Annotated in this window: 22 protein-coding genes; 14 read left to right on the top strand and 8 right to left on the bottom strand. The window is 59.0% G+C overall.

Annotated features, from left to right (window positions below; translation table 11 throughout):
* Positions 1 to 9 precede the first annotated feature (9 nt).
* The 4 genes from JBO08_RS23590 to dksA all read right to left on the bottom strand — a co-directional run bounded on the left by JBO08_RS23590 (position 10) and on the right by dksA (position 4,601).
* Positions 10 to 2,964 (bottom strand): sensor histidine kinase, encoded by a 2,955-nt coding sequence (locus tag JBO08_RS23590; RefSeq protein WP_175402993.1) that lies wholly within the window; start codon positions 2,962 to 2,964, stop codon positions 10 to 12.
* Complete coding sequence (locus tag JBO08_RS23585) at positions 2,948 to 3,124, bottom strand: hypothetical protein (RefSeq protein ID WP_003176118.1); 177 nt, start codon at positions 3,122 to 3,124, stop codon at positions 2,948 to 2,950. Before JBO08_RS23585 ends, JBO08_RS23590 begins: the two co-directional genes overlap by 17 nt.
* Positions 3,125 to 3,186: 62 nt before the next feature.
* On the bottom strand, positions 3,187 to 4,074 hold the full coding sequence (gluQRS, locus tag JBO08_RS23580) for a tRNA glutamyl-Q(34) synthetase GluQRS (RefSeq protein WP_065881637.1): 888 nt from the start codon (positions 4,072 to 4,074) through the stop codon (positions 3,187 to 3,189).
* Between the two features lie 83 nt (positions 4,075 to 4,157).
* Complete coding sequence (dksA, locus tag JBO08_RS23575; RefSeq protein ID WP_025857127.1) at positions 4,158 to 4,601, bottom strand: RNA polymerase-binding protein DksA; 444 nt, start codon at positions 4,599 to 4,601, stop codon at positions 4,158 to 4,160.
* A gap of 319 nt (positions 4,602 to 4,920) precedes the next feature.
* On the opposite strand from dksA, the gene JBO08_RS23570 reads away from it, so the two are divergent.
* Positions 4,921 to 6,093 carry a pyridoxal phosphate-dependent aminotransferase gene (locus JBO08_RS23570; RefSeq protein WP_186753110.1) on the top strand — a complete coding sequence of 391 codons (1,173 nt, stop codon included), beginning with the start codon at positions 4,921 to 4,923 and terminating at the stop codon, positions 6,091 to 6,093.
* Positions 6,093 to 6,803: a DNA/RNA nuclease SfsA gene (sfsA, locus tag JBO08_RS23565; RefSeq protein WP_065891111.1), complete on the top strand. Its 711-nt coding sequence runs from the start codon at positions 6,093 to 6,095 to the stop codon at positions 6,801 to 6,803. The genes JBO08_RS23570 and sfsA overlap by 1 nt, the downstream gene beginning before the upstream one ends.
* Here sfsA and JBO08_RS23560 read toward each other — a convergent pair.
* Positions 6,800 to 7,117, bottom strand: a complete 318-nt coding sequence (locus JBO08_RS23560; RefSeq protein ID WP_065875688.1) for a Rieske 2Fe-2S domain-containing protein — start codon at positions 7,115 to 7,117, stop codon at positions 6,800 to 6,802. The two genes, sfsA and JBO08_RS23560, sit on opposite strands and share 4 nt — an antisense overlap.
* 156 nt (positions 7,118 to 7,273) lie before the next feature.
* On the opposite strand from JBO08_RS23560, the gene JBO08_RS23555 reads away from it, so the two are divergent.
* The 3 genes from JBO08_RS23555 to JBO08_RS23545 are packed head-to-tail and all read left to right on the top strand — an operon-like array spanning position 7,274 to position 9,953.
* Positions 7,274 to 8,152, top strand: coding sequence for a hemin ABC transporter substrate-binding protein (locus tag JBO08_RS23555; RefSeq protein ID WP_220075007.1), 879 nt, complete (start codon positions 7,274 to 7,276; stop codon positions 8,150 to 8,152).
* Positions 8,149 to 9,186 (top strand): iron ABC transporter permease, encoded by a 1,038-nt coding sequence (locus JBO08_RS23550; protein WP_065875690.1) that lies wholly within the window; start codon positions 8,149 to 8,151, stop codon positions 9,184 to 9,186. The genes JBO08_RS23555 and JBO08_RS23550 overlap by 4 nt, the downstream gene beginning before the upstream one ends.
* Entirely contained in the window at positions 9,186 to 9,953 is a 768-nt protein-coding gene (locus JBO08_RS23545; protein ID WP_220075006.1) for a heme ABC transporter ATP-binding protein, read from the top strand. The genes JBO08_RS23550 and JBO08_RS23545 overlap by 1 nt, the downstream gene beginning before the upstream one ends.
* A 237-nt stretch (positions 9,954 to 10,190) precedes the next feature.
* On the opposite strand, the gene JBO08_RS23540 is transcribed toward JBO08_RS23545, so the two are convergent.
* The 3 genes from JBO08_RS23540 to JBO08_RS23530 all read right to left on the bottom strand — a co-directional run bounded on the left by JBO08_RS23540 (position 10,191) and on the right by JBO08_RS23530 (position 12,650).
* A complete protein-coding gene (locus JBO08_RS23540) occupies positions 10,191 to 10,463 on the bottom strand; it encodes a TfoX/Sxy family protein (RefSeq protein WP_010206563.1) in 273 nt (90 codons plus the stop codon).
* A gap of 193 nt (positions 10,464 to 10,656) precedes the next feature.
* Positions 10,657 to 11,001: a pentapeptide repeat-containing protein gene (locus JBO08_RS23535; protein ID WP_065875692.1), complete on the bottom strand. Its 345-nt coding sequence runs from the start codon at positions 10,999 to 11,001 to the stop codon at positions 10,657 to 10,659.
* A 92-nt stretch (positions 11,002 to 11,093) separates the two neighbouring features.
* Entirely contained in the window at positions 11,094 to 12,650 is a 1,557-nt protein-coding gene (locus JBO08_RS23530) for a bifunctional aminoglycoside phosphotransferase/ATP-binding protein (protein WP_220075005.1), read from the bottom strand.
* 118 nt (positions 12,651 to 12,768) lie between these two features.
* On the opposite strand from JBO08_RS23530, the gene mrcB reads away from it, so the two are divergent.
* The 9 genes from mrcB (at position 12,769) to msrQ (ending at position 22,585) form a co-directional block, all read left to right on the top strand.
* Complete coding sequence (mrcB, locus tag JBO08_RS23525) at positions 12,769 to 15,093, top strand: penicillin-binding protein 1B (protein WP_065881622.1); 2,325 nt, start codon at positions 12,769 to 12,771, stop codon at positions 15,091 to 15,093.
* Between the two features lie 16 nt (positions 15,094 to 15,109).
* Positions 15,110 to 15,844, top strand: coding sequence for a tetratricopeptide repeat protein (locus JBO08_RS23520; RefSeq protein WP_065881620.1), 735 nt, complete (start codon positions 15,110 to 15,112; stop codon positions 15,842 to 15,844).
* Complete coding sequence (locus tag JBO08_RS23515; protein WP_065875696.1) at positions 15,844 to 16,173, top strand: YqcC family protein; 330 nt, start codon at positions 15,844 to 15,846, stop codon at positions 16,171 to 16,173. Before JBO08_RS23520 ends, JBO08_RS23515 begins: the two co-directional genes overlap by 1 nt.
* A gap of 431 nt (positions 16,174 to 16,604) precedes the next feature.
* On the top strand, positions 16,605 to 18,329 hold the full coding sequence (locus JBO08_RS23510) for an acetolactate synthase 3 large subunit (protein WP_065875700.1): 1,725 nt from the start codon (positions 16,605 to 16,607) through the stop codon (positions 18,327 to 18,329).
* 2 nt (positions 18,330 to 18,331) lie between these two features.
* Positions 18,332 to 18,823, top strand: coding sequence for an acetolactate synthase small subunit (gene ilvN / locus JBO08_RS23505; protein WP_003176102.1), 492 nt, complete (start codon positions 18,332 to 18,334; stop codon positions 18,821 to 18,823).
* Positions 18,824 to 18,870: 47 nt separating this feature from the next.
* Entirely contained in the window at positions 18,871 to 19,887 is a 1,017-nt protein-coding gene (ilvC, locus tag JBO08_RS23500; RefSeq protein WP_065875697.1) for a ketol-acid reductoisomerase, read from the top strand.
* A gap of 143 nt (positions 19,888 to 20,030) precedes the next feature.
* Positions 20,031 to 20,888, top strand: coding sequence for a CDP-diacylglycerol--serine O-phosphatidyltransferase (gene pssA / locus JBO08_RS23495; protein ID WP_049711521.1), 858 nt, complete (start codon positions 20,031 to 20,033; stop codon positions 20,886 to 20,888).
* Between the two features lie 63 nt (positions 20,889 to 20,951).
* Entirely contained in the window at positions 20,952 to 21,965 is a 1,014-nt protein-coding gene (gene msrP, locus JBO08_RS23490; RefSeq protein WP_065875698.1) for a protein-methionine-sulfoxide reductase catalytic subunit MsrP, read from the top strand.
* The gene (gene msrQ / locus JBO08_RS23485; protein WP_065881619.1) at positions 21,965 to 22,585 is read left to right on the top strand and encodes a protein-methionine-sulfoxide reductase heme-binding subunit MsrQ; all 621 of its coding nucleotides are present in this window, start codon (positions 21,965 to 21,967) and stop codon (positions 22,583 to 22,585) included. The genes msrP and msrQ overlap by 1 nt, the downstream gene beginning before the upstream one ends.
* Positions 22,586 to 22,675: the final 90 nt, after the last annotated feature.

Here is a 22,675-nt window from a genome sequence, read left to right as displayed (position 1 = left end):
TCGACGGTCTCAGTTCACAGCGGACGTCGCTTCGACATGACGCGGCAAGGTCACCCGAATACGGGTGCCGCGTTGGCTTTCTGTGTCAGCCGGGCTGTCGATGGTGATTTGTCCATAATGCTCTTCAACGATGGAATAGACCAGTGCAAGGCCCAGACCGGTACCTTCACCTGGGTCCTTGGTGGTGAAGAAGGGTTCGAACAATCGGTCCATGATGTTCTGTGGAATACCGCTACCTTCATCTTCGACGATCAGATCGACCGTATGTTCGAAAGCCTCGGTCTTGACGCGTACCGCGCTGCCGGCTGGGGTCGCATCGCGGGCGTTGGACAGCAGGTTGATCAGCACTTGGGCCAGGCGTTGTGAGTCGCCGTCTACCCAGTGGTCCGGGTCGCACAAGTTGAAAAACTGTACTTCGAAATTACGCCGGTTCAAGGCGAGCAAGCCTATGGCATCCTGCGCCACCTCGGCCAGGCACACGGCTTCGTCCTGGTTCTGATGGCCGCCCGCGTGGGCGAAGCTCATCAGCGACTGCACGATCCGCGAGACGCGCTTGGTCTGTTCGAGGATTTGCCCGCTGATCTCGGTAATTTCGCCGTCTTCTTCGCGCTCTTCCCGCAGGTTCTGCGCCAGGCACGCGATACCGGTGATCGGATTACCGATTTCATGGGCCACCCCCGCTGCCAGTCGACCAATACTGGCCAGGCGCTCGGAGTGCACCAGCTTGTCTTCGAGCATCTGGGTTTCGGTCAGGTCTTCCACCAGCAACACCAGGCCGCTGTTACCGGGGGCGAGGGGTTCGTCGATGGCGGCCTTGTGCAGGTTGAGCCAGCGTGTCTGGCCGTCGAGGGCCAAGTGCTGCTTGTGCAAGTGTTCGTCGGGCAGATTGATGAAGCCTTGCAGCAGTTCTTTCCAGGGCTCGCCCAGGGTATTGAGGCGTGAACCGACGACGCGTTGTGCAGGGATGCCCGTGAGCTCTTCCATGGCCTTGTTCCACATCAGGATCTCTTGATCCTTGGCCAGGGAACACACGCCCATCGGCAGTTCCTGCAGGGTCTGGCGGTGGTAGCGGCGCAGGGCGTCGAGTTCGGCGGCGAGACCGGTGAGGCGGGAGTGGTAATCCTCCAGTCGGCTCTCGATGAAATGGATGTCTTCGGTGACATAGTTTTCGCCGCCAGCCTTATAGGGCAGGAAGGTTTCCACCATGTCCTGAGCCACGCTCGGCCCCATCAGCCCCGACAGGTTGGCTTCGATGCGATCACGTAAACGACGCAGCGCGTAGGGGCGGCGTTCGTCGAACGGCAGGTAGAGATCGCGCAGCGCCTGTTCGACTTCCTTTTGCGCCGCCTTGGCGCCCAACGGCTTGGCCAGTTGCGTGGCGAACTCCTGGGGCGAGGCCGCATGCAATTCACGCCGTTGCGGGCGACGCACGTTATCCACCGCACAGGCTTCGGCGGCGCTGGTTTCTTCCGGGCTGGCGTTGGTGAACAGCGAGATCAGGGTGAACATCAAGACGTTGGCGGCCAAGGACGCAATCGCCGCCATGTGCCAACTGGTGTCATCCAGCACGTAAATCATGTTGAGCAGCGGGATGTAGAAGCCCTGCAGGTTGCCGACCAGCGGTAGCAGCATGGTCACGACCCACACCAGGATCCCCGCCAACAAGCCGGCGATAAACCCACGGCGATTGGCGGTCGGCCAGTACAGTACCGACAGCACACCCGGCAGGAACTGCAAGGTGGCGACAAATGCAACGATACCCAGGTTGGCCAGGTCTTGCCCGGCGCCCAGCAGCAGGTAGAAACCGTATCCGGCCATGATGATCGCAACAATCAGCGCGCGGCGCGTCCATTTCAGCCAGCGGTAGATGTTGCCTTCGGCCGGCGGCTGGTAAAGCGGCAATACCAAATGGTTGAGTGCCATGCCCGAAAGCGCCAGGGTCGTGACGATGATCAACCCGCTGGCCGCTGACAAACCGCCGACATAAGCCAACAGTGCCAACGCCGGGCTGTTGGCGGCAATGCCGATGCCGAGGGTGAAGTATTCCGGGTTGGTAGTTGCCCCCAGTTTCAGACCCGCCCACAGGATCAGCGGCACTGCCAGGCTCATCAACAGCAGGAACAGCGGCAAACCCCAGCTGGCGCTGACCAGCGAGCGCGGGTTGAGGTTTTCGGTGAAGGTCATGTGGTACATGTGCGGCATCACGATCGCCGAGGCGAAGAACACCAGCAGCAGCGTGCGCCATGGGCCTTCCTGCAGGGGCGTGTGCAGGGCGGCGAGGGCGGTCTGGTTTTGCAGCAGCCACAACTCCAACTGTTGCGGGCCGTCGAACACACCGTACAGCGCATAGAGGCCTACGCCGCCAATGGCGATCAGCTTGATCACCGACTCGAAGGCAATCGCAAACACAAGGCCTTCGTGTTTCTCACGGGTGGCAATATGGCGCGAGCCGAAGAAAATCGTGAACAGGCTGATCAGCGCGCAGAACGCCAGGGCGACTCTATGTTGCACAGGCTCGCGGGTGAGGATGCTGATGGAATCGGCCACGGCCTGGATTTGCAGGGCCAGCAACGGCAATACACCGATCAACATGAAGATGGTGGTCAGCGCGCCGGCCCAGGTGCTGCGAAAGCGGAAGGCGAACAGGTCGGCCAGGGATGACAACTGATAAGTGCGGGTGATCTTCAGGATCGGGTACAGCAACACCGGCGCCAGCAGAAACGCGCCGGACACCCCGAGATAGCTGGAAAGAAAGCCATAACCGTATTGATAAGCCAGGCCGACGGTGCCGTAAAACGCCCAGGCACTGGCATACACGCCCAGGGACAAGGTGTAGGTCAATGGATGGCGAATGATCGCCCGCGGAATCATTCCGCGCTCACTGATCCAGGCGACGCCGAACAACGCGGCCAGATAGGCGGCGCTGATCAGCAGCATCTGGGTGAGGCTAAAGCTCATCGGCATCTTTTTGGCTCTGCAGGATGAAAGTCACGACGATCAGAATCAGCCACAGCAAATAAGGGCGATACCAGGCGCCCGTGGCGTCGATCCACCAATCCATGATGGCGGGAGAAAACAGGTAGATCCCGACGACCAGCAGCAGGACCAATCGATAGATGTACATGTTGGCCTCTGATTGAAAAACTGCGGCGATGGTAACGGATGCTTGGCAAGCTGCAAGCGCCTTCAGCTCAATTGCGCTTCGGCCAGCGTGAGTGTGCGCGGGATCTTTGTCGCATCCCAGTGTGAAATGCCCCAATCCAGCAGTTCCCGTGGGCTGGCGTGCAGCAGTTCGGCGCCGGGTTGCTGGCCGAGGGCGCGCAGGGCTCTCAGTAGCAAAGGCGTGGCCTGGTCGGGCGTCAACGGTGGGGAACGATAGGATTTGCCCAGCTTGTTACCGTCCGGCTGGATGATCAGCGGCACGTGCAGGTAGCGCGGTTGGCGCAGGCCGAGCAACTCTTGCAAGTAGAGTTGGCGTGGCGTGGAGTCGAGCAGGTCAGCGCCGCGCACGATGTCGGTAACACCTTGCCAGGCATCGTCGAGCACCACGGCGAGTTGATAGGCATAAAGGCCGTCACGGCGACGGATGACGAAGTCGCCTACATCGCGTCCCAGGTGCTGTCGGAATTCGCCCTGAACGCGGTCGGTAAAGTGGTACGCAAGCTCAGGGACACGCAAGCGGATGGCGGCGTCCTGCTGATCGTGGCCGGCATTGCGACACAGGCCTGGGTAGATCCCGTTGTAGGGTTCCAGTTGTTTGCGTGAGCAGGTGCAGGCGTAGGCCAGGCCGTGGTTGAACATGTCGTTCAGCACTTTGGCGTAGGCTTCGTGCCGCTCGCTTTGCCGGACCTGTTCACCGTCCCATTCAAAGCCGTAGCTTTCCAGGGCGTGCAGGATCGCGGCTTGGGCGCCGGGCTCTTCACGGGGAGGGTCGAGGTCTTCCATACGCATCAACCAGCGGCCGTTATTGGCGCGGGCATCAAGGTAGGAGGCGAGAGCAGCGACCAGCGAGCCGAAATGCAAATGGCCACTGGGCGTGGGGGCGAAACGCCCGATATAAGTAGAGGCTGTCATGGGCCGGATACTACTGGAAATTCGGTAAACGCCAGAAACAAAAATGGGGCGTTTGCACGCCCCATTCGTTCAGCTCGGCGGGATTACTTGCCGACCTGTTTTTCCTTGATTTCGGCCAAGGTCTTGCAGTCTACGCAGAGGTCCGCGGTTGGGCGGGCTTCCAGGCGACGGATACCGATCTCGACACCGCAGGATTCGCACCAGCCGTATTCTTCGTCCTTGATCAGCTGCAGCGTCTTGTCGATCTTCTTGATCAATTTGCGCTCGCGATCACGGGCGCGCAGTTCAAGGGCGAATTCTTCTTCCTGGCTCGCACGGTCGGCCGGATCAGGGAAGTTGGCTGCTTCGTCCTTCATATGGTCAACGGTGCGGTCGACCTCCTGCATCAAGTCCTGTTTCCACTTGTTCAGGATTTTGGTGAAGTGCTCGCGCATGGGCTCGCCCATGTACTCCTCACCTTTCTTCTCTACGTAAGGTTCGAAGCCGTTGAGGCCTTGAGTCTGCTGTTGCTTTGCTTGGGTGGACATGAATAGACCGCCTCTCACTCTTCTAATCCATTGCGCAGGATTGCAACGTCACCGACACCTGCCGGCCCTGCGGCTGCAAGCGGGCGAACTTACCAGATAGATTCGGGGTGCGCCACTCCCGGTTGTCGAGGCCCATGGCAAAGGGGTTGCAAACTACATCAGCCCGCCATTGCTGGGCATGGGTTGCCTCGAATGTTGATTTTAGTCGTTTTGCAGGCGCTTGCCCGATCCGTACAGGCCGCCGGGCAGGCAATAGAACATGTTTTACGGCGTGGGTTCGGTAAAATCCAGATTTTGTCCCTACCGTTAAGGAAGGCTAATGGCTCAGCCCTACAGTGCGCGCAGTCGCGCCATCGAACCTTTTCATGTCATGGCATTGCTGGCGCGGGCCAATGAGCTGCAAGCCGCCGGGCATGACGTGATTCACTTGGAAATCGGCGAGCCGGACTTCACCACCGCCGAGCCGATCATCCAGGCCGGCCAGGCAGCATTGGCCAATGGCAAGACCCGCTACACCGCGGCACGCGGCCTGCCGGAACTGCGCGAAGCCATCAGCGGTTTCTATCAGCTGCGCTATGGGCTGAACGTTGACCCCCAGCGCATTTTGATCACCCCTGGTGGTTCCGGCGCCTTGTTGCTGGCCAGCAGCCTTTTGGTGGACCCGGGCAAGCATTGGTTGCTCGCAGACCCAGGCTACCCCTGCAATCGCCACTTCCTGCGATTGGTGGAGGGCGCGGCGCAACTGGTGCCGGTTGGCCCCGAGTTGCGCTATCAGTTGACCGCCGACTTGGTAGCCAAGCACTGGGACCAGGACAGTGTGGGCGCGCTGGTAGCGTCGCCAGCCAACCCGACCGGCACGATCCTGACCCGCGACGAATTGGCCGGCCTTTCCGGCGCAATCAAAGCGCGCAACGGCCATCTGGTGGTGGATGAGATTTACCATGGCCTGACCTACGGCACGGACGCAGCCAGCGTGCTGGAAGTCGACGATGATGCTTTCGTCCTGAATAGTTTTTCGAAGTATTTCGGCATGACCGGCTGGCGCCTGGGTTGGTTGGTTGCGCCGCCCGACGCTGTGGGTGAATTGGAGAAACTGGCGCAAAACCTCTACATCAGTGCGCCAAGCATGGCGCAGCACGCGGCGCTGGCCTGCTTCACCCCACAAACCCTGAACATTCTGGAAGAGCGCCGGGCCGAATTTGGTCGCCGTCGCGACTTCTTGCTGCCAGCGTTACGCGAGCTGGGATTTGGTATTGCCGTCGAGCCGGAAGGCGCATTCTATTTGTATGCCGATATCAGCGCGTTCGGCGGTGATGCCTTCGCATTCTGTCGCCACTTCCTCGAAACCGAGCATGTGGCGTTTACGCCAGGCTTGGATTTTGGCCGCTACCAGGCCGGCCACCATGTGCGCTTTGCCTACACGCAAAACCTCGATCGGCTACAGGAAGCAGTGGAACGGATCGCACGTGGCTTGCGGAGTTGGCAAGGCTGATGCGCTTTAATCCTCCCCTCGAAGAAGCGCGGCTGATTCGCCGCTACAAGCGTTTTCTCACCGATATCGAAACCGTTAGCGGCGAGTTGCTGACCATTCACTGCCCTAACACCGGCTCGATGCTCAATTGCATGGTCGAAGGCGGGCAGGTCTGGTTCAGTCGCTCCAATGACCCTAAACGCAAGTTGCCCGGCACCTGGGAAATCGCCGAGACACCCCAGGGCCGTCTGGCGTGCGTGAACACGGCACGCGCTAATCAGTTGGTCGAGGAGGCATTGCGTGCAGGGGTAATTACCGAACTCAATGGCTTCACCGCCTTGAAGCGCGAAGTACCCTACGGTCAGGAGAAAAGCCGTATCGACTTTCGCCTGGAGTATGCCGACGGCGCGGCCTACGTTGAAGTCAAAAGCGTGACCCTGGGCTTTGATGGTTCCTCGGTTGCCGCTTTTCCCGATGCGGTGACCCAGCGCGGCGCCAAGCATTTGCGCGAACTGGCCCATCTGGCGCGCGAGGGCGTGCGGGCAGTGCAGTTGTATTGCGTCAATCTCTCGGGGATTGATGCAGTGCGCCCGGCCGTGGAGATCGACGCCGGTTACGCCTCTGCGCTACGTGAAGCCAAGGCGGCGGGGGTGGAAGTGCTGGCCTATGGCGTGCGGGTTACATCAGAAGAAATCTGTGTAGACCGACGGTTGGACGTGCTGCTCGACTAGAGTTCCACCCAAAGGCCCTGGGCGTCTTCGCGGCCAGGCAGGGGGGTGAGGCTTTGGCCGGCGCAAGGGCCGGCGATGCACTCGCCGCTTTCGATCAGGAACAGAGCGCCGTGGGTGGCGCATTGGATCAGGCTGGCGCTGGAGTCGAGAAACTGATCGGGTTGCCATTCCAGTGGAACGCCGCGATGGGGGCAGCGGTTGATATAGAAGTAGGGCACGCCGTCTCGGCGCACGGCCAACAGCTTGCAGCCGTCGATGTCAAAACCGAGGCTGCTGTCTGGCGCGAGGGTGTCGGAGGAGCAGAGAAACTTCATTTCAGTCCTTAAGTGCCTTGACGTTCAAATGCAAACAATTATCAAATGCCGGCTTCGCCCGTTTGCTGTACGGGCGCTCATTACGATGGTGGGCAAGCGTTTTCTGTCACATTGATGAGTGCTTGAGCGGCCCTGCCCCTGGAAGGAAACCCTGTTATGCGCCTGAGTGCCAGCGCTATCGCGCTTGTTGTCGGACTGCTGGTCAACCATGGGGCCCAAGCCTCTGAACTGCCACAACGCTGGGTAAGTGCCGGTGGGGCGCTGTCGGAATGGGTGACGGCCCTGGGCGGTGAGGCAAAACTGGTGGGGGTCGATACCACCAGTCAACATCCCGAGTCCCTCAGGGCGTTGCCGAGCATTGGCTACCAGCGACAGTTGTCGGCTGAAGGCATCCTGAGTTTGCGCCCGCAGGTGCTGGTGGGGACTGAAGAAATGGGCCCACCGCCCGTGCTGGCGCAGATTCGTAGCGCGGGCGTGCAGGTGGAGATGTTCTCGGCGCAGCCTGACTTGCTTGCGTTAAAAGGCAATCTTCAGCACTTGGGCAAGTTGTTGGGTAATGACGCCAAGGCCTCCGAATTGTTTGCCGGATATGAGCAGGCGCTGAACCAGCAAAAGCGTTGGGTCGCCAAGGCTCAGTCCACCCAAAACGCGCCAGGTGTATTGCTGCTGCTCGGGCATGCAGGCGGCAAGCCGCTGATCGCGGGCAAAGACACGGCGGCTGATTGGATGTTGCAACAGGCGGGCGGGCGCAATCTGGCGACCCATAGTGGTTACAAACCTTTTTCGGTGGAGTCGTTGGCGGGGTTGAGCCCGGATGTGCTGGTATTTGCTGACCGTGCCCTGAGTGGTGATGCGGCGCGTGCGGCGCTATTCAAAGAGAATCCGATCCTGGCTTCCACTCCGGCGGCTAAGAGTGGGCGGGTGTTTGAGGTGGACACCACCTTGCTGGTCGGCGGGCTTGGGCCGCGCCTGCCGAAAAGCCTGGCAGAGCTGTCTGCCGGGTTTTATCCGTCCCATGCTAAGCCTGCCCCATGACCACGTTGGTTAAACCGAAGACGCTCTTTATTGGGCTGGCGCTGTTGTGTGTATTGGCTATCTGGCTCTCGCTGGCATTGGGGCCGGTCAGCTTGCCATTGCTGGATACGCTCAACGCCGCGTTGCGACTGATGGGGCTGCCTATTGAGGCACAGGGGCTGGAGCAGGCTGAGCTGATCCTGGGGCAGATCCGTTTGCCGCGTACGCTGCTGGGGTTGGCGGTCGGCGGCGTGTTGGCTTTGTCGGGAGTGGCGATGCAGGGATTGTTCCGCAACCCTCTGGCTGATCCTGGATTAGTCGGGGTTTCCAGCGGTGCGGCGTTGGGGGCTGCAGTGGCGATTGTCGGTGCTTCGTTTTTTGGCGGTTTGCCGGATGCATTCGGGCCGTACTTGTTATCGCTGTGCGCATTCCTCGGCGGGCTGGGCGTCACCGCATTGGTCTATCGACTGGGGCGGCGCAACGGCCAAACCAATGTCGCGACGATGCTGCTTGCCGGCATTGCCCTTACAGCCCTCGCCGGCTCTGCGGTGGGCCTGTTTACCTACCTGGCCGATGACGCCACCTTGCGCACCCTGACATTCTGGAACCTAGGGAGCCTTAACGGCGCCAGCTATTCCAGGTTATGGCCGCTGTTGCTGGTGAGCGCGGGTGTGGCGCTGTGGTTGCCGCGCCGAGCGAAGGCGCTGAATGCATTGCTGCTCGGCGAGTCAGAAGCCAATCACCTTGGGATTGATGTGGAAAGGCTTAAGCGTGAGCTGGTCTTCTGCACGGCTTTGGGGGTGGGCGCTGCGGTGGCCGCAGCAGGCATGATTGGCTTCGTGGGCCTGGTGGTGCCGCATTTGGTGCGATTGCTGGCGGGGCCGGATCATCGGGTGCTGTTGCCAGCTTCCGTATTGGCGGGTGCAAGCTTGCTGCTGTTTGCCGATCTGGTAGCGCGCCTTGCCTTGGCGCCGGCTGAACTGCCGATCGGCATCGTCACTGCGTTTATCGGCGCTCCGTTTTTTCTTTACCTGTTGTTGCGGGGGCGTGCCTGATGCTGCGTGTGGAAGACTTGCAGATCTGTCGCGGGCGTAAAATTGTGTTGGCGGATGTCACCCTCGATTTATTGCCGGGCGAGGTGCTTGGCGTATTGGGCCCAAATGGCGCGGGTAAAAGCACGTTGCTAGGCGCGTTGTGCGGTGAACTGCATCCCGATCAGGGCAAGGTGTGGCTGGATCAACGCCCGTTGAGCGAATGGAGTGGCGCGCAGCGGGCGCAGCGCCTGGCGGTATTGCCGCAGGCTTCGACGCTGGACTTTGCGTTCCGCGTCGAAGAGGTTGTCGGCATGGGGCGCTTGCCACATCAAACTGGCCGAGTGCGCGACGACCAGATTATCGAGGCAGCCTTGCAGGCGGCAGATGTCGGACACTTGAGCGGTCGCAGCTACCTGGCGTTGTCTGGCGGTGAGCGTCAACGCGTGCACCTGGCGCGCGTGCTAGCGCAGTTATGGCCAGGTGAAGCAGGGCAGACGTTGCTGCTGGATGAGCCGACGTCAATGCTCGACCCTTTGCACCAACATACGACCTTGCAGGCCATTCGGACCTTTGCCGATCGAGGGGTTGCGGTGCTGGTGATCCTTCATGACCTGAACCTGGCGGCGCGTTACTGTGATCGAATTCTGTTGCTCGAGGCGGGGCGTCCCCATGCCTTGGATACACCGGCGCAGGTGATGCAGCCTGAGCCGCTGAAAGCGGTGTTTGGTCTGGATGTGCTCGTGCAACCCCATCCGGAACGTGGGCATCCGTTGATTATTGCGCGCTAGGTTTTGACAGGCAAAAAAAGACCCGGCAAGAGCCGGGTCAAATAACCGTGATTAGCCTGATGAGGAGATAATCTGAGAGTCCGAACCAATGGTCTTTCAGTTATCGGCTGATCTCGCGACCAGTTGTGATAATCATAACGATTCTCATTTGAGAGTCAACATTTGTTTTTGCATGTCTTCCGCGTTTTCTCAAACGTATGTTCGCAATGCCTGTAAATGTTGGGTTTTGTGGTCGAGCTAATTTTTCTGGCGTGCCGACAGAGCATCCAATTGACGGTTCAATGCTTCCTTGCGCTCCGCAGGAATGTCGTTCCAGTGCACATCCATCAATGCCCCTTCGATGGCATACAGCAGCACTTTTGACGCGCGGAACCCGCGCGTCCGCACGGCTCGGTAAGCATCGACCGCACCCAGGCGACGCAAGTCGGACGCACTGTGGATGCCCACTGCGTGCAGCCACTGTGCTGACGTCTTGCCGAGGTTTTTCAGGTGTTGCAGCTCATCGTTCATCAAGCCTCCTTGCGACGGCCGAATGGTTCGGTGGGTATCGTGACCAGGCAAGCCTGAGCAGGAGTGTAGCGCTCAGTAGGAAAAGCGTAGTTCTTTAGTCGGAAACGGCCTAAAGACGTATGAGAATGACTAGATCATGCAGGCGGGAAGTCCCCGGTTCGACTATGCGAAACCGGGGTAGAGGCAGCGGGTTTTAGCGGGTGCGGTAGCGTAGGCGGGTGCCGAAATTGACCGACATGAGGATCTCATCGGCAGTGAGTTCTGGCGGGAAGTAAGTACCGGAAATCTGCGCATGGGCCAGGCTCGCTCCTTCCAGTGGGCAGTCACGCAAGTCCAGGCCACGCAAATCGGCGGAGCGGAAATACGCGTCGGTAAAATCCACGCCAGCGGCGTTAAGCTCACGCAGGTCCAACCCACGGAAGTCGCCACCGCGCATATCGATGACCCCGTCTTTTGGGCGTTCCTCGTTAAATCCTCGGACATCATCTTTATGCAGGAGCGAGTAAAGCGGAGTATCAAGAAGCTTGGGCTGACTCATGAAGGCGACTCCTGTTGGATTTATGACGCCATTATAGTGCCACTATTGCTTGGTCGTGCGACTTGGCAGACGACACGACCAAGAAATTTTTCTTACAAGCCTGGCAAGTGTTGGCGAATATGCGCGACCAAGGCATCCAGGGTCCCGCTTTCGTTGGTTTCGACGCGTTTGCTGAGGAGCAGTTCCTCGGCTGTCAGCGGGTCGCGATTGGCGTGCTGTTCTTCGATAACCGTCAATGTCGCGTCGGAAGGATCGTTTTTATCTGCCTGACGTTGCGCCAACCAGTTTGAGATAACGGCCTGAGGCGCATTGCAATCCAGGATCAGGAAGGGTGCACCGGTGGCTTCAGCAATCTTGGCAGCTGCATCACGTTGTTCGCGCTTAAGGAAGGTCGCATCCAGCACCACTGGGTAACCTGCGCGAAGGACGGTGTCGGCGATTTCATTCAAGCGCGCGTAGGTCGCCGCGCTGGCATCGGCTGCATAGATGCCGGCCTGAGGCGTGTTTTCCACATGTTGCTCGCCGAACAGGCGCTTGCGCTCCACATCCGAACGCAGGCGCACAGCGCCCAAGGCTTCGACCAGGCGCATGGCAACATGGCTTTTGCCTACGGCCGAAACACCATGGGTAATTGCCAGGAAGCGCGACGGAATGGTGCTGTAGCTTTCCGCCAGGTTGGCATAGTTGCGGTATTGGCGCAGGGTCGTCGCGCGCTGCACTGGGCTGGCTTCGCTCGGCATGCTGAACAGTGAAACCTTGGCGCGTACCAGCGCTCGGTAGGCTTTATAGAAGTTCAGGACTTCCAGGCCGTGATAATCACCGGTCAGCTCCAGGTACTGGCTGATGAAGCGACGCGCCAGGGACTTGAGGCCACGGTCTTCCAAGTCCATGGCCAGGAAGGCGGTGTCGGCGTACACGTCGGTAAAGCGGAAAGGCTCGTTGAACTCGATGCAGTCGAAGATCACCACGTGGCCATCGATCAGGGTTGCGTTACCCAAGTGAATATCACCGTGGCATTCGCGGGTAAAACCCTCCAGCTTGCGCTGGGCGAACAGCGGCTTGAGGCGCTCGAAGCTGCTTTCGGCCCAGGCGTGCAGCGCGTCCAGTTGAGCCAGGTCAGCCTTGTCGCTGAGGAACGGGCGGATCTGATCGAAGTTCTGGCGAACCGGTGCCATCACTTCGTCCGGGGTGCCGGCAGGGTGTTCTTGCGGGACTGTCGGCGCGGTGAGGTGGAAGTGCGCGATCTGCTTGGCCATCTCATCAATGTGCGCGCTGGTCAGTTCGCCGTTGGCTTGCAGGGTACTGAGCAATTGGCTTTGTGGGAACTGACGCATTTTCAGCGCGTACTCGATCACCGGGCCATCGCCACCCAGTTGCGGGGCTTCGGCAGTGCCGGTGATCGGCAACACTTCAAGATACAAATCGTCTGTCAGGCGCTGGTTAAGGCGCAGTTCTTCCCGGCAGAAGTGGCCGCGCTTTTCCAGGTCGGTGAAATCCAGAAAGCCGAAGTTCATCGGCTTCTTCAGTTTATAAGCGTAGGAACCGGTCAGTACGACCCAGGAAATATGGGTCTCGATGACTTGGAACGCTTCAACCGGATGGGGGTATAAAGCCGGGTTTTGCAGGGCGGCGATCAGGGACTGGCTCACGGGCGATCCTTCAGAGTCTGGGGAAAAACATGGCGGGCATTATGGCTGCTGCGGCCGGTCGTGCAAACCGCTGTCCGGCTCATGTTGATCCTCAATAAAGTGCGTATAATCCGCCGCCATGACTCGAACCCGATCTCCCCGTTCCCGTAAAAAACCTCCCTCCCGTGGCCTTCGCCCTTGGCTGGGCTGGGCGCTCAAGCTTGGCTTGGTAGGCCTTGTGGTGCTCGCCGGCTTTGCGGTGTACCTCGACGCTGTGGTCCAGGAGAAATTCTCCGGCAAGCGCTGGACCATTCCGGCCAAGGTGTACGCGCGCCCACTGGAACTGTTCACCGGCCAGAAGCTGAGCAAGGATGACTTCCTGACCGAGCTCGATGCCTTGGGCTACCGCCGCGAACCCGTGAGCAACGGTCCGGGTGCGGCCGCCGTCACGGGTAACACCGTCGACCTGAATACCCGCGGCTTCCAGTTCTACGAAGGCCTGGAAAAAGCCCAGCCGGTGCGCGTGCGCTTTTCCGGCGATTACGTTGCCGAGTTGTCGTCGCTCAATGGCTCGAAGCTGCCCGTGGTTCGACTGGAACCGCTGATGATCGGCGGCATTTACCCGAAAAACCTTGAAGATCGCATCCTGATCAAGCTTGATCAGGTGCCGCCGTACCTGCTGGAAACCCTGGTTGCCGTCGAAGACCGCGATTTTTACCACCACTGGGGCGTCTCGCCGAAGTCGATTGCCCGCGCGGTTTGGGTGAACACCTCTGGCGGTAAGATGACCCAGGGCGGCAGCACGCTCACGCAACAATTGGTCAAGAACTTCTACCTGACCAATGAGCGCAGCCTGACGCGCAAGCTCACCGAAGCCATGATGGCGATGTTGCTGGAGCTGCACTACAGCAAGCAGGAAATCCTAGAGGCGTACCTCAATGAGGTGTTCGTCGGCCAAGACGGCCAGCGCGCCGTGCATGGTTTTGGCTTGGCCAGCCAGTTCTTCTTTGGCCAGCCGCTTTCCGAATTGAAGCTGCATCAGGTTGCGCTGCTGGTGGGCATGGTCAAGGGGCCTTCCTACTACAACCCGCGTCGTAACCCTGAGCGCGCACTGGAACGTCGTAACCTGGTGCTCGATGTGCTTGAGCAACAGGGCGTTGCGACGGCGGACCAAGTCGCCGCGGCGAAGAAAATGCCACTGGGTGTAACAACCCGCGGCAAGCTGGCGGACAGCTCCTTCCCAGGCTTTATCGATCTGGTCAAACGCCAACTGCGTGAAGATTACCGCGACGAAGACTTGACCGAAGAGGGCCTGCGGATCTTCACCAGTTTCGACCCGATCCTGCAGATGAAAGCCGAAGCGTCCGTCAATGACACCTTCAAGCGCCTCACGGGGCGTAAAGGCTCCGATGAAGTCGAAGCGGCAATGGTCGTGACCAACCCGGAAACCGGTGAAGTGCAGGCCATGATCGGCAGTCGCCAGGCCAGCTTCGCCGGTTTCAACCGCGCGCTGGATGCGGTACGGCCAATCGGTTCGCTGGTCAAGCCTGCGGTTTACCTGACCGCCTTGGAAAAGCCGAGCAAATACACGCTGACCAGTTGGCTGTCGGATGATCCATTGTCGGTCAAGGGGGCTGATGGCCAGGTGTGGACGCCACAGAACTTCGACCGTCGCTCCCACGGTACGGTGTTCCTATACCAAGGCATCGCGCACTCCTACAACATCTCCACTTCCCGCCTCGGCCTTGAAGTCGGCGTGCCGAACGTCCTCAAGACCATCGCGCGACTGGGTGTCACCCGTGAATTCCCGGCCTTTCCGTCGATCCTGCTGGGCGCTGGCGCGATGACCCCGATGGAAGTCGCAACCATGTACCAGACCCTAGCCAACGGTGGTTTCAATACACCGATGCGCGGGATCCGCAGCGTGTTGACTGCCGAAGGCGAGCCGCTCAAGCGTTACCCGTTCCAGATTCAGCAACGTTTTGATGCGGGCTCCATCTATCTGATTCAGAACGCCATGCAGCGCGTGATGCGTGAAGGTACCGGTAGTTCTGTCTATAAGGTCCTGCCATCGAACCTGACGCTGGCGGGCAAGACCGGTACCAGTAACGATTCGCGCGACAGTTGGTTCGCCGGCTTCGGCCAGGACGTGCTGGCGGTGGTGTGGCTGGGGCGTGACGATAACGGCAAGACCCCGTTCACCGGTGCTACCGGTGCGCTGCAGGTCTGGACCAGTTTCATGCGCAAGGCCGACCCGCTGCCGTTGAACATGCCGCAGCCGGATAACATCGTGCAGGCCTGGATTGATCCGCACACGGGTCAAGGCTCCGATGCCAATTGTCCGGGCGCGGTGCAGATGCCGTATATTCGCGGCAGCGAACCGCCACCCGGTGCCGCGTGCGGTGGCAGTGCCCCTGCTGACGCGGAATCGGTGATGGATTGGGTCAAGGGCTGGATGAATTAAGCAAAGAGGGTTTCAAGTGAACAAATGGTTGTTTCCAGCTATTACAGCTCTGGCTTTGCTCAGCGGTTGCTCCAGCGTCCAACGCGGCTCCATTCCCGTGGTGGACTCCAGCACAGCCGTCTCCAATAACGACCGGATTTCGGCCAATGGCGGGTTCCGTCAAACCGTGACCCAGCGCCCTGCGCAGGCAACGACCCAGGCAATGCCACAGGATTCCGGCGTGGTGGTGATGGTGCCAGGCGGCGGCGCAGCGGCATCGGCGCCGATCAGTGCTGAGCCCTGGACGCCGGGCCCAAGCACCTCGGGCCCGATTGACTCCACGCCGGTCCAAGCGGCGCCGATCAATCAAGGCACCTACAACATGCCGTCGACGCCAAGTGGTATTCCGTCATCCTCCAGCGGTGGCGGCCTGTCGGCTGATGAGCAATTGGACGGCCCGGTGCTGGCGCTGCTGACCACTGCCCAGCAACAGCAGGCCGGGGGGGATTTGAATGGCGCGTCGTCCAGCCTTGAGCGTGCCCAGCGTGTTGCACCTCGCGAGCCTCAAGTGTTGTACCGTCTGGCGCAAGTACGCATGGCCCAGGGCGACGCACCGCAAGCCGAGCAGTTTGCCCGTCGGGGCCTGACCCTGGCTAACGGTCGTCCAGACCTGCAAGCCAGTCTGTGGGCCTTGATTGGTGACGCGCGTGCCGCACAAGGTGACGCAGCCGGCGCGGCCCAGGCTCGCCAGAAAGCCAAGGTCAGCCTCTGATGGATGCACGCTTTCCCGCAATTGCCGAACAGTTATTGCTGATTGAGCGCGAATTGCGCGTGCAGGGCTGGTGGGACGAGATGTCCCCCAGCGTCGAGGCACTCAGCAGCGTTGAGCCCTTTTCGGTAGACACCCTGGACTTTCACCAGTGGCTGCAATGGATCTTCCTGGTGCGCATGAAGCAGATCCTCGAGCAGGACCTGCCATTGCCAAATGCTTCAGGGATCATGGAGATGGCGGAGATGGTCTACGCGGACCGCCCGCTGGAAAGCCTCGGCTTGCGCAATGCGCTGAAAAAGTTCGATCAACTGATCGCCGACGCTCGTTAATTGCCTGACTGCCGGGTTTTCCGGCAGTCTTGCGCACATTTCTACCGCTTGACGACATTCAGGCGAGTTTTATCCCTCCTCAAACCCCTTTCTCCTACGTTCTCATGCGCTTAGTTGGAAAAAAGCGCAATTATTGCTTGACTTGAAGGGGCTGAAACAGAAGAATCCAAAGTCCGCTGTATCGGGACTGCCAGAAGCAGGCCCGCTCAGCAGATCATGAGGCGCACATCCGCGCCGACCTGTTACACCCGCAACGCGTTACCTCGCGCTGGGTGGGAAAAGCCCGCAACACTTGGGACGATCCCAATACTTGCTCAGTCAGTGCTGACGTAGTCGGCGACCACCGTCGCTCATGCTCTGTTGAGAAGTAAACCTATTAAGACCCGTCGGTTTTCAACGGACGGTATTCTGGCGTTTTAGAGGTGAACAACGTGGAGCTTTTATCTGGCGGTGAGATGCTCGTCCGCTTTTTGCGTGACGAAGGCGTCGACTATATCTACGGGTACCCAGGTGGTGCTCTGCTGCATGTCTACGACGCACTGTTCAAGGAGCCGGCTGTTACCCACATCCTGGTTCGCCACGAACAGGCCGCGACCCATATGGCTGACGGTTATGCCCGTGCCACCGGTAAAGCCGGCGTGGTACTGGTAACATCCGGCCCAGGCGCAACCAATGCCATTACCGGCATCGCGACTGCCTATATGGACTCCATCCCGATGGTGATCATTTCTGGCCAGGTGGCAAGCACCATGGTCGGTACCGATGCATTCCAGGAAACCGACATGATCGGTATCTCCCGGCCGATCGTGAAACACAGCTTCATGATCAAGCATGCGTCGGAAATTCCGGAAATCATGAAGAAGGCTTTCTACCTCGCACAGTCCGGTCGCCCGGGGCCTGTCGTGGTCGATATCCCGAAGGACATGACCAATCCGGCGGAAAAATTCGAATATATCTTCCCGAAAAAAGCCAAGCTGCGTTCCTACAGCCCGGCCGTTCGTGGGCACTCGGGGCAAATTCGCAAGGCAGCAGAAATGCTCCTGGCGGCCAAGCGTCCCGTGTTGTACTCGGGTGGTGGTGTGATTCTGGGCGGCGGTTCCGCACCGCTGACCGAACTGGCCAAGCTGCTCAACCTGCCGGTGACCAACACCTTGATGGGCCTCGGCGCATTCCCGGGTACGGATCGCCAGTTCGTCGGCATGCTCGGCATGCATGGCAGCTACACCGCCAACCTGGCGATGCACCATGCCGATGTGATCCTTGCAGTGGGTGCACGTTTCGATGACCGGGTAATCAACGGCGCGAGCAAATTCTGCCCGAACGCCAAGATCATCCATATCGACATCGACCCGGCGTCCATCTCCAAGACCATCAAGGCCGACGTGCCGATCGTAGGTCCTGTTGAAAGCGTATTGACCGAGATGGTTGCCGCGCTCAAGGACATCGGCGAAGCGCCGAACAAGGAATCCGTCGCCAGTTGGTGGAAGCAGATTGACGAATGGCGCGGTGATCGCGGCCTGTTCCCTTACGACAAGGGCGACGGCAGCATCATCAAGCCACAAACCGTGATCGAGACCCTGTGCGAAGTGACCAAGGGCGACGCCTTTGTGACCTCCGACGTGGGCCAGCACCAGATGTTCGCTGCGCAGTACTACAAGTTCGATAAGCCTAACCGCTGGATCAACTCCGGCGGCCTGGGCACGATGGGCTTTGGTTTCCCTGCGGCCATGGGCGTGAAACTGAGTTTCCCGGACGCTGACGTTGCATGCGTCACCGGTGAAGGCAGCATCCAGATGAATATCCAGGAACTGTCGACATGCCTGCAGTACGGCCTTCCGGTGAAGATCGTGTGCTTGAACAACGGTGTGCTGGGCATGGTTCGCCAGTGGCAGGACATGAGCTACGGTAGCCGTCACTCTCATTCCTACATGGAGTCGCTGCCAGATTTCGTCAAATTGGTTGAGGCCTATGGCCACGTTGGCATCCGCATCACCGACTTGAAAGATCTGAAGCCGAAGATGGAAGAGGCGTTCGCCATGAAGGACCGCCTGGTGTTCATCGATATTCAGGTGGATACCAGCGAGCACGTCTACCCGATGCAGATCAAGGACGGCTCTATGCGCGACATGTGGCTGAACAAGACGGAGCGTACTTAATCATGCGGCATATTATCTCCCTGCTTCTGGAGAACGAACCCGGCGCTCTGTCTCGTGTTGTCGGCCTGTTTTCGCAACGCAACTACAACATCGAAAGCCTGACCGTGGCCCCGACCGAAGACCCGACCCTGTCGCGCCTGACGTTGACCACCGTGGGCCACGATGAGGTGATCGAGCAGATCACCAAGAACCTCAACAAGCTGATCGAAGTGGTCAAGCTGGTCGACCTGTCGGAGAGTGCCCACATCGAGCGCGAGCTGATGCTGGTCAAGGTCAAGGCCACCGGCGCCCAGCGTGCCGAGATCAAGCGCACTACCGATATTTATCGCGGGCAGATCGTCGATGTGAGCGCCAGCGTTTATACCGTTCAACTGACCGGTACAAGCGACAAGCTGGACAGCTTCATCCAATCGATCGGGACGGCCTCGATTCTGGAAACAGTACGCAGTGGTGTCACCGGGATTGCCCGTGGCGACAAAGTACTCAGCATTTAACCCAAATTAGTGAATGGCCTTACGGCCTGGATATATAGAGGAACCTCATGAAAGTTTATTACGAAAAAGATTGTGACCTGTCGATCATCCAGGGCAAGAAAGTCGCCATCATCGGCTACGGCTCCCAGGGTCACGCACAAGCGTGCAACCTGAAAGATTCCGGCGTTGACGTGACTGTTGGCCTGCGCAAAGGCTCGGCCACTGTTGCCAAGGCTGAAGCCCATGGCCTGAAAGTGACTGACGTTGCTTCCGCCGTTGCTGCTGCCGACCTGGTCATGATCCTGACCCCGGACGAGTTCCAGTCCGCGCTGTACAAGAACGAAATCGAGCCGAACATCAAGAAGGGCGCCACCCTGGCCTTCTCCCACGGCTTCGCGATTCACTACAACCAGGTAGTGCCACGCGCTGACCTCGACGTGATCATGATCGCGCCGAAAGCCCCGGGCCACACCGTGCGTTCCGAGTTCGTCAAAGGCGGCGGTATTCCTGACCTGATCGCGATCTACCAGGACGCCTCGGGCAATGCCAAGGACGTTGCGCTGTCCTACGCTGCCGGTGTTGGCGGTGGTCGTACCGGCATCATCGAAACCACTTTCAAAGACGAGACTGAAACCGACCTGTTCGGCGAACAAGCTGTTCTGTGCGGCGGTACCGTTGAACTGGTAAAAGCCGGTTTCGAAACCCTGGTTGAAGCTGGCTACGCTCCGGAAATGGCCTACTTCGAATGCCTGCACGAACTGAAACTGATCGTTGACCTCATGTACGAAGGCGGTATCGCCAACATGAACTACTCGATCTCCAACAACGCCGAGTACGGCGAGTATGTGACTGGCCCGGAAGTGATCAACGCCGAGTCCCGTCAGGCCATGCGCAACGCCCTGAAACGTATTCAGGACGGCGAATACGCCAAAATGTTCATCAGCGAAGGCGCTACCGGCTACCCTTCGATGACCGCCAAGCGTCGTAACAACGCCGCTCACGGTATCGAAATCATCGGCGAGCAACTGCGCTCCATGATGCCGTGGATCGGTGCCAACAAGATCGTCGACAAAGCCAAAAACTAAGTCGTACGCATCAACGGAAAACGCGGCCTAGGCCGCGTTTTTTCGTTTGTGGGCTGGTTCTGGTATAAAGCTGCATCGTTTGCGGGCGAACACTCGCCGCAAGTATTTGTCGAATTTTTTCACACCGTTGCAAGGTAAAGTCCATGAGCGAACGTCCCGAAGAGCCACACCAGGCTTCTGACGCCGAAAGCCTGCTGCCGATCGATGAGCATGTCGAAGAAGGGCATGACGCCGAAGGTCGCAAGGTCCGGCATCGTGGCATCTATCTTTTGCCGAACCTGTTCACTACGGCAAACCTGTTTGCCGGCTTCTATTCCATCATCAACTCCATGAGCGCCCAAAGTGCGCTGGCGGCGGGTGATGCGGTGAGTGCCAGTAAGTATTTCGGTTTTGCTGCCATTGCCATTTTCGTTGCCATGGTGCTCGACGGCCTTGATGGTCGTGTGGCACGCATGACTAACACGCAAAGCGCCTTCGGTGCCGAGTACGACTCGTTGTCGGATATGGTCGCGTTTGGTGTAGCCCCCGCGTTGCTGGCATTTGCCTGGGCGCTGGGTGATATGGGTAAGGTTGGCTGGATGGTCGCCTTCATCTATGTTGCGGGCGCTGCTTTGCGTCTGGCGCGCTTCAATACTCAGGTGGGGACTGCTGACAAGCGGTATTTCATCGGTCTTGCCAGCCCGGCGGCTGCGGGGGTGGTGGCAGGTATTGTCTGGGCGTTCAGTGATTACGGCATTCAGGGTTCGAAAATGTCGTTCCTGGTGGCGTTGATGGTAGCTGCTGCCGGCATGCTGATGGTCAGCAACATCAAGTACAACAGCTTCAAGGAGCTGGACCTCAAGGGGCGCGTGCCTTTCGTGGCAATCCTGGCAGTGGTGCTGGTGTTCGCCGTGGTGTTCAGTGATCCTCCGCGTATTCTGTTGCTGGCGTTCCTGGTCTACGCCGCTTCGGGCCCGGTTCAGTATCTGTTGCATCTGCGCCGCGACAAAACATTGCCTTAATGTAATTTCCCCCATACTCCGCAGTCTATTGGTGCATCAGTTCTCCAACGCTGCGGAGTTGCCATGTTAATCAAGTTGCCTAAAGCGTCCGATTGCCATGAATCGGATGTCACTCCTGAATCTTTCTATCTTTCTCGCCGCAGCTTGCTTGGTGGTGCGCTTGCCGGCATCGCAGCCAGCAGTTTGCCGCGTTGGGCCAATGCTGAGGAAGCCTCACGTTATGCTGATGTTGAAGCGGGCAGGGCGCCGAGCTGGTTTGCCGAGAAGCTGCCGAGTACCCAATGGCAGGCAGTTACGGTAAAGGACGAAGCGATCACGCCGTTCAAGGATGCGACTCACTACAACAACTTCTATGAGTTTGGTACGGACAAGGGTGATCCCGCAGCGAATGCGGGCTCGCTCAAGACCGAGCCCTGGAGTGTGGTGATTGATGGCGAAGTCGCCAAGCCGGGGCGATATGCCCTGGAAGACTTTATGAAGCCGTATCAATTGGAAGAACGGATCTACCGTCTGCGCTGCGTCGAGGCGTGGTCGATGGTCATCCCCTGGATCGGCTTTCCGATCTCGGCCTTGCTCAAGCAGGTTGAGCCAACCTCCAAGGCCAAGTACATCCGCTTTGAAACTCTTCAGGATTCCAAGAGTATGCCGGGCCAGCGTTCGAGTTTCGGCTTGATCGATTGGCCTTATATAGAAGGGTTGCGCCTGGATGAGGCGATGAACCCGCTGGCGATCCTGGCTGTTGGCATGTATGGGCGTGAATTGCCCAACCAGAACGGCGCGCCGCTACGCTTGGTTGTGCCTTGGAAGTATGGCTTCAAGAGTGTGAAGTCCATTGTGCGGATCAGTCTCGTGAGCGAGCAACCGAAAACCACTTGGCAGAGCATCGCTGCGGATGAGTATGGGTTCTATGCGAATGTGAACCCAACGGTCGACCACCCTCGCTGGACTCAGGCGCGGGAGCGTCGTCTGCCGAGCGGCCTGTTCAGTCCGAATGTGCGTGAAACGCAGATGTTCAACGGCTACTCCGATGAGGTGGCTTCTCTTTATACCGGTCTGGATTTGCGGAAGAACTACTGATGCGCTATCCAGTTTGGCGCATTGGCGTCTTTATAGCTGCGGCGATATGGCCGTTGTATTGGCTGTATGAGGCGTGGGGTTTCGCCCTCGGGCCTGATCCGGGCAAGGTTCTGGTCGATCGACTGGGGCTGGGTACGTTGATCTTGTTGCTGATCACGCTGGGGATGACCCCGCTGCAGAAGCTTAGCGGTTGGGCGGGGTGGATAGCAGTGCGGAGGCAGTTGGGTTTGTGGTGCTTTGCCTATGTGGTGCTCCATCTGGCTGCTTATTGTGTGTTTGTACTGGGGTTGGATTGGACGCAGTTGGGCGTGGAATTGCGCAAGCGGCCTTACATCATTGTGGGGGCGTTGGGGTTCCTGTTGCTGTTGGTATTGGCGGTGACGTCGAATCGTTATAGTCAGCGTCGGCTGGGGAGTCGTTGGAAGAAGCTGCATCGCCTGGTGTATGTGATTCTTGGCCTCGGCTTGCTGCATATGCTGTGGATTGTGCGGGCTGATCTGAAGGAGTGGGCTATCTATGCTTCTATAGGTGTGTTGCTCTTAGTGCTGCGAATACCGCCTGTAATGCGCCGGATCCCCCGCCTTATTGCGAAAAAACCATTTTCTGCAACAAAAGCGTAATTAAGGGTTGACGGCAGATTCTGGAAGTCTATAATTCGCCCCACTTCCGGCGCAGTCGAAACGGAAAACTCCTTGGTAAACAAAGAGTTA

It is taken from the genome of Pseudomonas sp. LAP_36, assembly GCF_019456785.1.
In the GTDB taxonomy this organism is placed as follows: domain Bacteria; phylum Pseudomonadota; class Gammaproteobacteria; order Pseudomonadales; family Pseudomonadaceae; genus Aquipseudomonas; species Aquipseudomonas tritici.
This window is presented reverse-complemented; position numbering and strand designations above follow the sequence as displayed.